Raw genomic sequence first — 13,594 nt, 5'->3', positions numbered from 1 at the left:
TAAAGATGTAAGCAATTGGAGGTTCATTATGAGTAAACCGAAATATAATCGTGTCGTTTTAAAGCTGAGCGGAGAAGCTTTAGCTGGCGAGCAAGGATTTGGAATTAACCCAGCTGTTATTAAGTCAGTTGCGGAACAAGTGAAAGAAATTGCAGAACTTGATGTAGAGGTTGCAGTTGTTGTTGGTGGCGGTAACATTTGGCGTGGGAAAATTGGAAGCGAAATGGGCATGGATCGTGCAGGAGCAGATTACATGGGCATGTTAGCAACAGTTATGAATTCATTAGCTCTTCAAGATAGCTTAGAGAATATCGGAATTCAAACTCGCGTACAAACTTCAATTGAGATGCGTCAAGTGGCAGAGCCTTACATTCGTCGTAAAGCAATTCGTCACTTAGAGAAAAAACGTGTTGTTATCTTTGCTGCAGGTACAGGTAACCCATACTTCTCTACAGATACAACAGCAGCATTACGTGCAGCTGAAATCGAAGCGGACGTTATTTTAATGGCGAAAAATAATGTGGATGGCGTATATAGTGCAGATCCATCTATTGACCCAACAGCTACGAAATACGAAACACTTACTTACTTAGATGTATTAAAAGCAGGTTTAGGTGTAATGGATTCTACAGCTTCTTCTTTATGTATGGATAATGATATTTCATTAATTGTATTCTCGGTTATGGAAAAAGGTAACATTAAACGTGCCGTTTTAGGCGAAAATATTGGAACAGTTGTAAGGGGGAAATAAATTATGGGACAACAAGTATTGAAGTCTTCAAATGAAAAAATGGAAAAAGCAGTTGCTGCTTATTCTCGTGAATTAGCAACAGTTCGCGCTGGTCGTGCAAGCTCGTCTGTATTAGATAAGGTACAAGTTGATTACTATGGTGCACCAACACCAGTTGTGCAATTAGCGAACATTACAGTTCCAGAAGCACGTTTGCTTGTAATTCAACCTTATGATAAAACTTCTATCGGTGATATTGAAAAAGCAATTTTAAAAGCAGATTTAGGCTTAAACCCTTCTAATGATGGAACTGTAATTCGTATTGCATTCCCTGCATTAACAGAAGAGCGTCGTCGCGATCTTGTAAAAGTTGTGAAGAAATATGCTGAGGAAGCAAAAGTTGCTGTTCGTAACGTACGTCGTGACAGTAATGATGACCTTAAGAAGCTTGAAAAAGCTGGCGACATTACAGAAGATGATTTAAGAGGATATACTGAAGATATCCAAAAAGAAACAGATAAATATATTGCAAAAGTTGACGAAATCGCAAAAAACAAAGAAAAAGAAATTATGGAAGTGTAATAGCGATAATTTCGCAAATATGACCCTCTTCTTAAGGGGGTCTTTTTACACTTTTAGGCATACGTCTGCTTGTTGGAGGGTATGAATGATGTTTAAAAAGTTTCCTTTTTTTAAAAGTAAAAAGGTCACATCGTTTGATCATCTCATTGAAAAAGTGAAAAAAGGATATATCCCAGAACATATTGCTATTATTATGGATGGTAATGGAAGATGGGCAAAGAGAAGAGCCATGCCTCGCATTGCTGGTCATCATGAAGGTATGCAAGTTGTGAAGAAAATCACAAAATTTGCAAGTAAGCTTGATGTGAAAGTATTAACTCTTTATGCTTTTTCGACTGAGAACTGGAAAAGACCGAAAAAAGAAGTTGATTATTTGATGAAGCTTCCAGAAGAATTTTTAGGTACATTTTTACCAGAGTTGATTGAAGAAAACGTACAAGTCCGAGTAATAGGGCAAAAAGATCGTCTTCCTACGCATACGCGCAGAGCGATGGAAAAAGCCATGGAAGATACGAAAGAGAATACGGGATTAATTCTTAATTTCGCGTTAAACTATGGAAGTCGAGATGAAATCGTTTCTGCTGTGCAACATATGATGAAAGATAGTGAGGAAGGAAAAATTCGTTCGGAAGAAATAAGTGAAGAAAAGATTTCTTCTTACTTAATGACGAGTTCTTTACCTGATCCAGAGTTGTTAATCCGTACAAGCGGAGAGCTACGTATTAGTAATTTCATGTTATGGCAAATTGCTTATTCGGAATTTTGGTTTACAGATGTGTATTGGCCAGATTTTACCGAGGAACATTTGCTAAATGCGATTACAGACTTTCAACATAGAGGGCGCAGATTCGGAGGCGTGTAGAAAGAGAGGGTTTGGTAGTGAAACAGAGAATTATTACTGGAGTGATTGCTGCCGCGCTATTCATTCCCATCGTAATTTACGGTGGCGTGCCTTTTACAGTTTTAGTGTATGCACTTGCTTCTATAGGTTTATATGAATTAATTCGTATGAACAAGCTTACGCTTATTTCGGTACCAACAGTTTTAGCTGCAGTATTATTGTGGATTATTTTAATTCCGAGTAGTGCATCAGAACTGTTTACGTGGATTGGGTTAGGTAAATTAGAAATCACATTTGTGATTGTTTTATTACTTTTATCATATACAGTCCTTTCTAAGAATACATTTACTTTTGACAATGCTTCATTTTTACTTATGGCAACGACATATGTTGGAATGGGATTCTTATATTTAAATGAAACGAGAATATTAGGAATCAAATATGTGTTCTGTGCACTATTTGTCATATGGGCAACTGATTCAGGTGCATATTTCATAGGAAAAGCATTTGGAAAAAGAAAATTATGGCCAGAAATTAGTCCGAATAAAACGATTGAAGGTTCATTAGGCGGTATTGTTTGTGGAATTGTTGTTGCACTTGTTTACAATATGTTCTTCCCAGTTGAAGCGAATGTAGGAGTTTTAATCGTTCTGACGATTATCATTTCTATTTTTGGACAAATTGGTGATTTAGTGCAATCTGCATTTAAACGCCATTATGGTGTAAAGGATTCAGGTACAATTTTACCTGGACATGGTGGTATTTTAGATCGAACAGATAGTTGGTTATTTGTGTTACCAATTCTATACTTCTTATTACAATACAATTAATAAATGAACGAGGGGTTGGAGTCATGAAAAACATTAGTTTACTAGGTGCAAGCGGATCAATCGGTACACAAACATTAGATGTGTTACGCTCGCACCCAGACCAATTCCGTCTCGTTGCTTTTTCTGTAGGGAAAAATGTTGATTATGCAGTAAAGGTAATTCAAGAATTTTCCCCGCAAATTGTCTCTGTGCAAAGAGAGGAAGATGTTTTAAAATTACAAGCTGTTTCTGGTAATACAAAAGTAGTATATGGTAGCGAAGGCTTATTAGAAGTAGCGCTGCACCCAGATACAGAAATTGTAGTGAATGCTGTTGTAGGTAGCGTAGGGTTGTTACCGACACTCCGCGCAATTGAGGCGAAAAAAACAATTGGAATTGCAAATAAAGAAACGTTAGTAACTGCAGGGCATCTTGTAATGGAAGCAGCACGAAAACATAATGTATCGTTACTTCCAGTAGACAGTGAACATTCAGCTATTTTTCAATGCTTGAATGGTGAAAATGAAAAAAGAATCTCTCGCTTAATTATAACTGCTTCAGGCGGAAGTTTTCGTGATAAAACGAGAGATGAATTGCATCAAGTGACCGTAGAAGATGCACTTCGTCATCCAAACTGGTCAATGGGTTCGAAAATTACAATTGATTCTGCTACAATGATGAATAAGGGGCTAGAAGTAATTGAAGCACACTGGCTTTTTGGTATCCCTTATGAGCAAATCGATGTTGTTCTACATAAAGAAAGTATTATTCATTCTATGGTTGAATTTGAAGATCGTAGTGTAATGGCACAGCTTGGCTCACCTGATATGCGAGTACCGATTCAATACGCGCTTACATATCCTGATAGATTGCCTCTTTCAGACACGAAACAGTTAAATTTATGGGAAATGGGAACATTGCATTTTGAGAAAATGAATCAAGAGCGTTTCCGTTGTCTACGTTTTGCGTATGAAGCTGGAAAGACAGGTGGAAGTATGCCGGCTGTAATGAACGCGGCAAATGAAGTAGCTGTTGAAGCTTTTTTACAAAAGAGAATTGGTTTCTTAACAGTGGAAGACCTCATTGAAAAAGCAATGCACCATCACACTGTCATTGCACGTCCGAGCTTAGAGGAAATTCAGGAAATTGACGCAGCCACAAGACGGTTTGTGATGGAACAAATTTAGCAAAGGTGGTTATGGAATTGAATACAGCGATTGCCTTTATATTAATTTTCGGTGCACTCGTATTTTTCCATGAGCTAGGGCATCTATATTTCGCAAAAAGAGCAGGTATTTTGTGCCGCGAGTTCGCGATTGGTTTTGGTCCGAAAATATTCTCATTTGAAAAGAATGAAACGGTGTATACGATTCGATTACTGCCCCTTGGTGGCTATGTAAGAATGGCTGGCGAGGATGCGGACACAGTTGAGTTAAAACCTGGAAAAAAGGTTGGACTTGTATTAAATGAAAAAGACGAAGTTGTGAAATTAGTTTTTGACGGACATGAAAAATATCCAAATGTTCGTGTCATTGAAGTCGAACAAGCTGATTTAGAGCATAATCTTACAATTTTGGGTTATGAAGAGTACGAGGAAGAGCTGCAAACATTCCGAGTAAATGAAAAAGCTCGTATCATTTCTGCGGGAGAAGAAATTCAAATCGCTCCGTACAATAGACAATTTGGCTCTAAAAAATTGGGCCAACGTGCTCTAACAATCTTTGCAGGTCCTGCAATGAACTTTATTCTAGCATTTGTTATTTTTGTGATTCTTGGATTTGTACAAGGAGTTCCTGTTGACAAACCAATGGTCGGAAAAGTAATGGAGAATAGTGCTGCAGAACAAGCTGGATTAAAAGAAAACGATACGATTCAAGCAATCAATGGGAAGAACACTAGTACATGGAAAGATGTTGTAACGATTGTACGTGAAAACCCAAATAAAGAAATTACGTTACATGTAAAGCGTGATAGTGAGCAATTTAATGTGAAAGTAACACCAACGCTTGATAAAGAAGGAAAAGACGAAGTTGGTAGAATTGGTGTTTATTCTCCTGTAGAGAAAACAGTGATGGGTTCTATTAAATCAGGGTTTGAACAAACATACGAATGGACGAAACTAATTTTTGATTCTCTTGTGAAATTAGTAACGGGTCAATTTTCTATTAATGAGTTGTCAGGTCCAGTAGGAATTTATAATCTAACAGATCAAGTTGTAGATTATGGATTTACGCGTGTACTAAGTTTAGCGGCAGTTTTAAGTATTAACCTTGGTTTATTTAATTTATTACCAGTCCCAGCTTTAGACGGTGGACGTTTGTTCTTCTTCTTAATTGAAGCATTACGAGGAAAACCAATTGATCGTCAAAAAGAAGGAATGGTTCACTTTATTGGGTTTGCATTATTAATGTTGCTTATGTTAGTTGTAACATGGAATGACATCCGTAAGTTTTTCTTGTAAAATAAGAAGAAGTTTATAATGAAATAGAGCTCATAGAATAAAATCCCTCACCTAACTCGAGGTGAGGGGTTTTATTGCGTGTAAGAGTAAAATGAAGAGGTGCGAATAAATGAAACAAAGTATGGTATTCAGTCCTACATTACGTGAAGTTCCAGCAGATGCTGAAATTAAGAGTCATCAATTATTACTTCGCGCAGGGTTTATGCGTCAAAATGCTTCTGGTATTTATAGTTTTCTACCATTTGGTTTAAAAGTGTTACACAAAGTAGAACGTATTGTTCGTGAAGAAATGGAGCGCGCAGGGGCAGTAGAACTATTAATGCCAGCTATGCAAGCTTCTGAATTATGGCAAGAATCAGGTCGTTGGTATTCTTACGGATCAGAATTAATGCGTATGAAAGATCGTAATGCTCGCGAGTTTGCGCTAGGGGCAACTCATGAGGAAGTAATTACAGATCTTGTACGTGATGAAATTAAATCATACAAAAAACTACCATTAACATTATATCAAATTCAAACAAAATTCCGTGATGAGCAAAGACCACGTTTCGGTTTATTACGCGGAAGAGAATTTTTAATGAAAGATGCGTATTCTTTCCATGCAACACAAGAAAGTTTGGATGAAGTATATAGCGGTTTATACAAAGCGTATTCTAATATCTTTGCTCGTTGTGGTTTGAATTTCCGTGCAGTTATCGCTGATTCTGGAGCAATGGGTGGAAAAGATACACACGAATTTATGGTGTTATCTGATGTAGGTGAAGATACAATTGCGTATTCTGATACATCTGATTATGCGGCAAATATTGAAATGGCTCCTGTTGTTGCTACGTATACGAAGAGTGATGAAGCCGAAAAAGCACTTGAAAAAGTAGCAACTCCAGATCAAAAAGCTATTGAAGAAGTATCTGCATTCTTAAATATCGCAGCGGAAAAATGCATTAAATCTATGGTGTTTAAAGTAGATGCGAAATTAGTAGTAGTACTTGTTCGTGGCGATCATGAAGTCAATGATGTAAAAGTGAAGAATGTATACGGAGCTTCAGTCGTTGAGCTTGCTTCACATGAAGAAATAAAAGAGTTATTAAACTGTGAAGTGGGTTCTTTAGGACCGATTGGTGTTACAGGGGATATCGAAATTATCGCTGACCATGCTGTAGCATCAATTGTCAACGGATGTTCAGGAGCGAACGAAGAAGGATTCCATTATGTAAATGTAAATCCAGAACGTGACTTTAAAGTAAATCAATATACAGATTTACGCTTCATCCAAGAAGGAGACCAATCTCCAGATGGAAATGGAACAATTCTTTTCGCACGTGGAATTGAAGTTGGTCATGTATTCAAATTAGGAACCCGTTATAGTGAAGCAATGAACGCAACGTTCCTAGATGAAAACGGAAAAACAAAACCACTTATTATGGGTTGTTACGGTATCGGTGTATCTCGTACAGTGGCAGCAATTGCAGAGCAGTTTAATGATGAGAATGGTTTAGTTTGGCCAAAATCTGTTGCACCGTTCCATGTGCATGTAATTCCAGTAAATATGAAATCTGATGCACAACGTGAAATGGGTGGAAATATCTATAACTCATTACAAGAGCAAGGATACGAAGTATTACTAGATGATCGTGCAGAACGTGCAGGTGTTAAATTTGCAGATGCAGATTTATTCGGCCTTCCAGTTCGTGTTACAGTTGGTAAAAAAGCAGATGAAGGTATTGTAGAAGTGAAAGTACGTGCTACAGGCGAGTCTGAAGAAGTGAAAGTAGAAGAACTTCAAACATATATTGCTAATATTTTAAAATAAGAAGAGGTACCTCGTAATGAGGTACCTTCTCTTTCTTTGTAAACGTATTTTGTAAAAGAAGAAGGAAGAAATCTTTCTTTGTAGTACGTTTCAATTTATAATAGCAAATGGAAGGAGAGTGCTTATGTCATTAACAAATGAACAACAAGAGCGATTTCAAATTTTGCTCCAACAGTTGCAAATACCAGAAGACCTTATAAATCAATATTTACATGGCGGTGGTATTGAAAAGCTAGTTATTGATAAAGCGAATAAAAGTTGGCATTTTGACTTACAAGTGCCACGTATTTTGCCGACAGAATTATATGAGTTGCTAGAAACAAAGCTTAAGCAATCATTTTCTCATATTGCAAGAACAACATTTGCATTAGAAGCAGAGAATAAACAATTTACAGAAGAAGAAGTGAAGGCATATTGGCCGCTTTGTACAGAACGAATTACATTTTCACCTATGTTCGCGTACTTAAAGAAGCAACTTCCGCAGGTCAATGGCGTGAAGTTGCTATTAAATGTGAATAATGAGCTGGAATCTACTACTTTAAAGAAAAACGTTGCGAAACCAGTAGGTGATCAATACGAAGCTTTTGGATTCCCGCGTTTTCAGTTAGACACACATATAAAGCAAAATGCAGAAGAAATGCAAAAGTTTCGTGAGCAAACACAGGAAGAAGATCGTCAACGAGTTATACAGGCTATGGAAGAGATGGCTAAAAGGCAAGCTGAAGAAAGTGATGTTGTTCATGAAGGACCAGTTGTGCTTGGTTATCTTATTAAGCCAGATGAAGAGATTACGCCGCTGCGTGAAATTCAAGATGAAGAAAGAAGAAAAACCGTTCAAGGGTATGTTTTCCATGTAGAGACGAAAGAACTTCGTAGTGGACGTACATTATTAACTTTAAAGATAACTGACTATACGGACTCTATTATGATTAAGATGTTCTCACGTGATAAAGAAGATATCCCGATGTTACAATCCTTGAAAAAAGGAACTTGGGTAAAAGCGCGTGGTTCAGTTCAAAATGATACATTCGTGCGTGATTTAGTTATGATCGCAAATGATATAAATGAAATAACGGGACCTTCTCGTAAAGATAAAGCAAAAGAAGGGGAAAAAAGAGTAGAACTTCATCTTCATACTCCAATGAGTCAAATGGATGCTGTTACTTCTGTGTCTAAGCTCGTTGCCCAAGCCGGAAAATGGGGGCATGAGGCTATTGCAGTTACAGACCATGCTGTTGCACAGTCGTTCCCAGAAGCATATTCTGCTGGTAAAAAGGCTGGAGTTAAAGTTCTATATGGTGTAGAAGCAAATTTAGTTAATGATGGTGTGCCGATAGCATATAACGAAGCACATCGTCTACTTGCAGAAGAAACATATGTTGTCTTTGACGTTGAGACAACAGGGTTATCTGCTGTATATGATACAGTCATTGAGTTAGCTGCTGTAAAGGTAAAAGGTGGAGAAATTATTGATCGCTTTGAATCTTTCGCAAATCCTCATCAACCATTATCGGCGACGATTATTGAATTAACAGGTATTACAGATGATATGTTAACTGATGCACCAGAAGTGGACGAAGTGTTTAAAAAGTTTGAGGAATGGATGGGTGACCATACACTTGTTGCTCATAACGCAAGCTTCGATATGGGCTTTATTAACGTAGGTTTTAAAAAGGCTGGGATAGAAAAAACGAAAAATCCAGTTATTGATACGTTAGAACTTGCACGGTTCTTATTCCCAGAAATGAAAAATCATCGATTAAATACGATGTGTAAAAAGCTTGATATTGAATTAACGCAACATCACCGTGCGATTTATGATACAGAAGCAACGGGATATTTACTTGTGAAGATGTTAAAAGATGTGATTGAAAAGGGATTTGAATATCACGATCAACTAAACGATAGTATGGGACAAGGGGATGCGTATAAACGTGGGCGTCCAAGTCATCTGACGTTACTTGCCACATCAGATGTTGGGTTGAAAAACTTATATAAACTTGTTTCATATTCTCACTTGAATTACTTTTATCGTGTACCACGTGTACCACGATCACTATTAAAAAAATATCGCGAAGGCATTTTAGTAGGAACAGCTTGTGACAAAGGTGAAGTATTTGAAGCTATGATGCAAAAAGCGCCTGAAGAAGTAGAAGAAATTGCACAGTTTTACGATTACATTGAGGTTATGCCTCCAGAAGTGTTACGTCATTTAGTGGAACGTGAACTCGTTCGAGATGAAGGACAGTTAAAAACAATAATTTCTAACTTAGTAAAACTAGGTGAGACGTTAGATAAGCCAGTTGTTGCTACTGGGAATGTGCATTATTTAGATCCAGAGGACGCGATATATCGGAAAATTTTAGTCAGTTCGCAGGGAGGAGCTAATCCGTTAAATCGCCATTCATTACCGCCTGTACATTTCCGTACAACAAATGAAATGCTAGATTGTTTTTCATTCTTAGGTGAAGACAAAGCAAAAGAAATTGTTGTGACAAATACACACAAGATCGCGTCATTAATTGGTGATGTTCGTCCAGTAAAAGATGATTTATACACACCGAAAATTGAAGGTGCTGATGATGAAACACGTGATATGAGCTATATAATGGCAAGAAGTATCTATGGAGATGAACTACCGGAAATTGTAGAAGCTCGTTTGGAAAAAGAATTGAAAAGTATTATTGGACATGGATTCGCCGTTATTTATTTAATTTCACATAAGCTTGTGAAAAAATCGTTAGTGGACGGTTATCTAGTAGGTTCGCGTGGATCGGTAGGTTCATCATTTGTTGCAACGATGATGGAAATTACAGAAGTAAACCCATTACCACCGCACTATGTATGTCCAAAGTGTAAACAATCAGAGTTCTTTAATGACGGTTCTGTAGGTTCTGGTTTTGATTTACCAGATAAAGAATGCCCAACATGTAATGTTCCATATGTGAAAGATGGGCATGACATTCCTTTCGAAACGTTCCTTGGATTTAAAGGGGATAAGGTACCGGATATCGATTTGAATTTCTCCGGAGAATACCAACCACGCGCCCATAACTATACGAAATTACTGTTCGGTGAAGATTATGTATACCGCGCAGGAACAATTGGTACGGTTGCGGAAAAAACCGCTTATGGGTATGTGAAAGGTTATGCTAATGATCATAACTTAACAATTCGAAATGCAGAGATTGATCGCTTAGTTGCGGGATGTACAGGTGTAAAGCGTACGACCGGACAGCATCCAGGTGGTATTATCGTTGTACCAGATTACATGGATATTTTTGACTTTTCACCAATTCAGTTTCCGGCTGATTCAATAGGTGCTGAGTGGAGAACAACGCACTTTGACTTCCACTCAATTCATGATAATTTATTGAAACTTGATATATTAGGACACGATGATCCGACTGTTATTCGTATGCTTCAAGATTTAAGTGGTATTGACCCGAAAACAATCCCAACGGATGATCCAGAAGTAATGAAAATTTTCTCTGGTCCAGAGTCTTTAGGGGTAACGGAAGAACAAATTAACTGTAAAACAGGTACACTTGGTATACCAGAGTTTGGTACGAAATTCGTAAGACAAATGTTAGAAGAAACGAAACCAACGACGTTTTCAGAGCTTGTCCAAATTTCTGGACTGTCCCATGGTACAGATGTATGGTTAGGTAATGCGAATGAATTAATTTATAACGGTACGTGTACACTGAGTGAAGTTATCGGTTGTCGTGATGACATCATGGTATATTTAATTTATCAAGGCTTGGATCCATCATTAGCCTTCAAAATCATGGAGTCGGTGCGTAAAGGTAAAGGTGTACCAGAAGAATGGGAAGAGGAAATGAGAAATAACAATGTACCAGGTTGGTATATTGATTCATGTAAGAAGATTAAGTACATGTTCCCTAAAGCCCATGCGGCTGCTTACGTACTTATGGCTGTACGTATTGCATACTTTAAAGTACATTTCGCACTTTTATTCTATGCGGCATATTTTACAGTTCGTGCAGATGACTTTGATGTAGAGGCGATGGCGAAAGGTTCAGCATCCATACGTGTAAAAATTGATGAAATTGCACAAAAAGGATTGGATGCAGCACCGAAAGAGAAGAGTTTATTAACGGTACTAGAAATGACACTTGAAATGTGTGAGCGTGGTTATTCATTCCAAAAGGTTGATTTATACCGCTCGCATGCAACCGAATTTATAATTGATGGGGATACTTTAATTCCTCCATTTAATGCAGTTCCCGGTCTTGGTACAAACGCAGCTTTCAGTATTGTTGAAGCTCGTAAAAATGGTGATTTCTTATCAAAAGAAGACTTACAGCAGCGCAGTAAGGTTTCTAAAACGATTATTGAGTATTTAGATGGTCAAGGTTGTCTAGGAGATTTACCGGATCAAAACCAATTGTCACTGTTCTAATAGGTAGGAAAAATCTTTGCAAATCAACATTTGCTATGGTATACTATAAACCGAGATAACCATGTCATGTATATTTTGTGAAAAAGAGAGTGGGGAAACCCACTCTTTCGTGTTACTATCTACATTTTGCTTATGTAGATAGTAAAGATATTTCTGTCGTATATACATATTTTGTTACAAGTTTTACTTCTTAAATTTGGTAATACTAAGACAGATATTCCCTGCTTAACGGCAGGGGCTTTTGTTAGCTAACGAGAAAGAATAAGATAGACCGTCTTTATGAACGGGATCTTTTCTTGTAAATGGTACATGGCGGCAGGAAGGAGGCTGTTTATGGATAAGAAAGTCACAGAAATTGTAGAAGCATTTGCGCAGCCAATCGTTGAAGAGTTAAATCTTGAACTTGTAGATGTAGAGTATGTGCAAGAAGGACAAGACTGGTTCTTACGCGTATTCATCGATTCTGAAAAGGGAGTCGAAATTGAAGAATGCGGTGCGGTAAGTGAACGTTTAAGCGAAGCTTTAGATAAAGAGGATCCAATTCCTCATCTTTACTTTTTGGATGTATCATCTCCTGGAGCGGAACGTCCATTAAAGAAAGAGAAAGACTTCCAGCAAGCGGTAGGAAAACAAGTGGCAATTAAAACATATAAGCCGATTGATGGTGAGAAGATGTTTGAAGGAAAGCTACTTTCCTACGACGGTAATACAATTACACTACTATTAACAATTAAAACACGTAAAAAAGAAATCCAAATTCCAATGGATAAAGTTGCAAATGCGCGACTTGCTGTTACGTTTTAGTAAGAAGGGGGATCTTCATGAGCACTGAGTTGTTAGATGCTTTGCTCGTATTAGAGTCAGAAAAAGGTATTAGCAAAGATATTATTATTGATGCGATTGAAGCAGCATTAATCTCTGCTTATAAACGCAATTTTAACCAAGCACAAAACGTTCGTGTGAGCTTTAACCCAGAAGTGGGAACAATTCAAGTTTTAGCACGTAAGGACGTTGTAGATAATGTGTTTGATCCACGTCTTGAAATCTCTGTAGAAGAGGCAAGACAAATTAATCCAAACTACCAAGATGGTGACGTACTAGAAATTGAAGTAACGCCAAAAGATTTTGGTCGTATTGCAGCGCAAACTGCAAAACAAGTTGTAACACAACGAGTTCGTGAGGCGGAACGTGGTGTAATTTATTCAGAATTTAGTGATCGTGAAGAAGACATTATGGTTGGTATTGTACAGCGCCAAGATGCTCGTTTCATCTATGTAAGCTTAGGTAAAGTAGAAGCTTTATTACCTGTAAGTGAGCAAATGCCAAATGAGCAATATAAACCACATGATCGTATTCGCGTATTTATTACAAAAGTAGAAAAGACAACAAAAGGACCACAAATTTACGTATCACGTACACATCCTGGTCTTTTAAAACGTTTATTCGAAATGGAAGTTCCAGAAATTTATGATGGAACTGTAGAAATTCGCTCTGTAGCACGTGAAGCAGGCGACCGTTCTAAAATTTCTGTATATGCAGAGAATATCGATGTTGATCCAGTAGGTTCTTGTGTAGGACCGAAAGGACAACGTGTACAACGCGTTGTAGATGAACTAAAAGGTGAAAAGATTGACATCGTTCGCTGGTCGAATGACCCAGTTGAATATGTTGCAAATGCTTTAAGTCCATCACAGGTTGTTAAAGTACTTGTAGATGAAGCAGAGAAAGCAACAACTGTTGTTGTTCCAGACCACCAGCTTTCATTAGCGATTGGTAAGCGTGGACAAAATGCGCGTCTTGCAGCTAAATTAACAGGCTGGAAAATTGATATTAAAAGTGAGTCTGATGCGAAACAACTTGGTATTGTGACAGAAGAAGATAGCGTAATCGCATTCGGATTCGATTCAGCTGAAGACGAAATCGAATAGAGGTGAT

10 protein-coding genes are annotated in these 13,594 nt (G+C 37.6%); all 10 read left to right on the top strand.

Translation table 11 applies throughout. The features are described 5' to 3' along the window. Positions 1–28: 28 nt before the first annotated feature. The 10 genes from pyrH (at position 29) to nusA (ending at position 13,587) form a co-directional block, all read left to right on the top strand. Positions 29–751, top strand: coding sequence for a UMP kinase (gene pyrH / locus LCF45_RS18835; RefSeq protein WP_002014544.1), 723 nt, complete (start codon positions 29–31; stop codon positions 749–751). A 3-nt stretch (positions 752–754) separates the two neighbouring features. Beyond that, a complete protein-coding gene (frr, locus tag LCF45_RS18830; RefSeq protein WP_000531506.1) occupies positions 755–1,312 on the top strand; it encodes a ribosome recycling factor in 558 nt (185 codons plus the stop codon). Positions 1,313–1,397: 85 nt separating this feature from the next. Next, entirely contained in the window at positions 1,398–2,174 is a 777-nt protein-coding gene (gene uppS, locus LCF45_RS18825; RefSeq protein WP_033731196.1) for an undecaprenyl pyrophosphate synthase, read from the top strand. Between the two features lie 17 nt (positions 2,175–2,191). Continuing rightward, positions 2,192–2,983 carry a phosphatidate cytidylyltransferase gene (cdsA, locus tag LCF45_RS18820; protein WP_002088171.1) on the top strand — a complete coding sequence of 264 codons (792 nt, stop codon included), beginning with the start codon at positions 2,192–2,194 and terminating at the stop codon, positions 2,981–2,983. A gap of 23 nt (positions 2,984–3,006) precedes the next feature. Further along, the gene (dxr, locus tag LCF45_RS18815; RefSeq protein WP_002014547.1) at positions 3,007–4,149 is read left to right on the top strand and encodes a 1-deoxy-D-xylulose-5-phosphate reductoisomerase; all 1,143 of its coding nucleotides are present in this window, start codon (positions 3,007–3,009) and stop codon (positions 4,147–4,149) included. Between the two features lie 17 nt (positions 4,150–4,166). Further along, positions 4,167–5,423, top strand: a complete 1,257-nt coding sequence (gene rseP, locus LCF45_RS18810) for an RIP metalloprotease RseP (protein WP_002088169.1) — start codon at positions 4,167–4,169, stop codon at positions 5,421–5,423. 109 nt (positions 5,424–5,532) lie between these two features. Beyond that, positions 5,533–7,233: a proline--tRNA ligase gene (locus tag LCF45_RS18805; RefSeq protein WP_002137931.1), complete on the top strand. Its 1,701-nt coding sequence runs from the start codon at positions 5,533–5,535 to the stop codon at positions 7,231–7,233. Between the two features lie 124 nt (positions 7,234–7,357). Beyond that, entirely contained in the window at positions 7,358–11,659 is a 4,302-nt protein-coding gene (locus tag LCF45_RS18800; RefSeq protein WP_002185075.1) for a PolC-type DNA polymerase III, read from the top strand. A gap of 333 nt (positions 11,660–11,992) precedes the next feature. Further along, positions 11,993–12,463: a ribosome maturation factor RimP gene (rimP, locus tag LCF45_RS18795; RefSeq protein WP_002088165.1), complete on the top strand. Its 471-nt coding sequence runs from the start codon at positions 11,993–11,995 to the stop codon at positions 12,461–12,463. Between the two features lie 17 nt (positions 12,464–12,480). Continuing rightward, positions 12,481–13,587 (top strand): transcription termination factor NusA, encoded by a 1,107-nt coding sequence (gene nusA, locus LCF45_RS18790; RefSeq protein WP_002014554.1) that lies wholly within the window; start codon positions 12,481–12,483, stop codon positions 13,585–13,587. The last annotated feature ends 7 nt before the right edge of the window (positions 13,588–13,594 follow it).

The sequence above is a fragment of the Bacillus sp. 41-22 genome, from assembly GCF_025809295.1.
GTDB lineage: Bacteria > Bacillota > Bacilli > Bacillales > Bacillaceae_G > Bacillus_A > Bacillus_A mycoides.
This window is presented reverse-complemented; position numbering and strand designations above follow the sequence as displayed.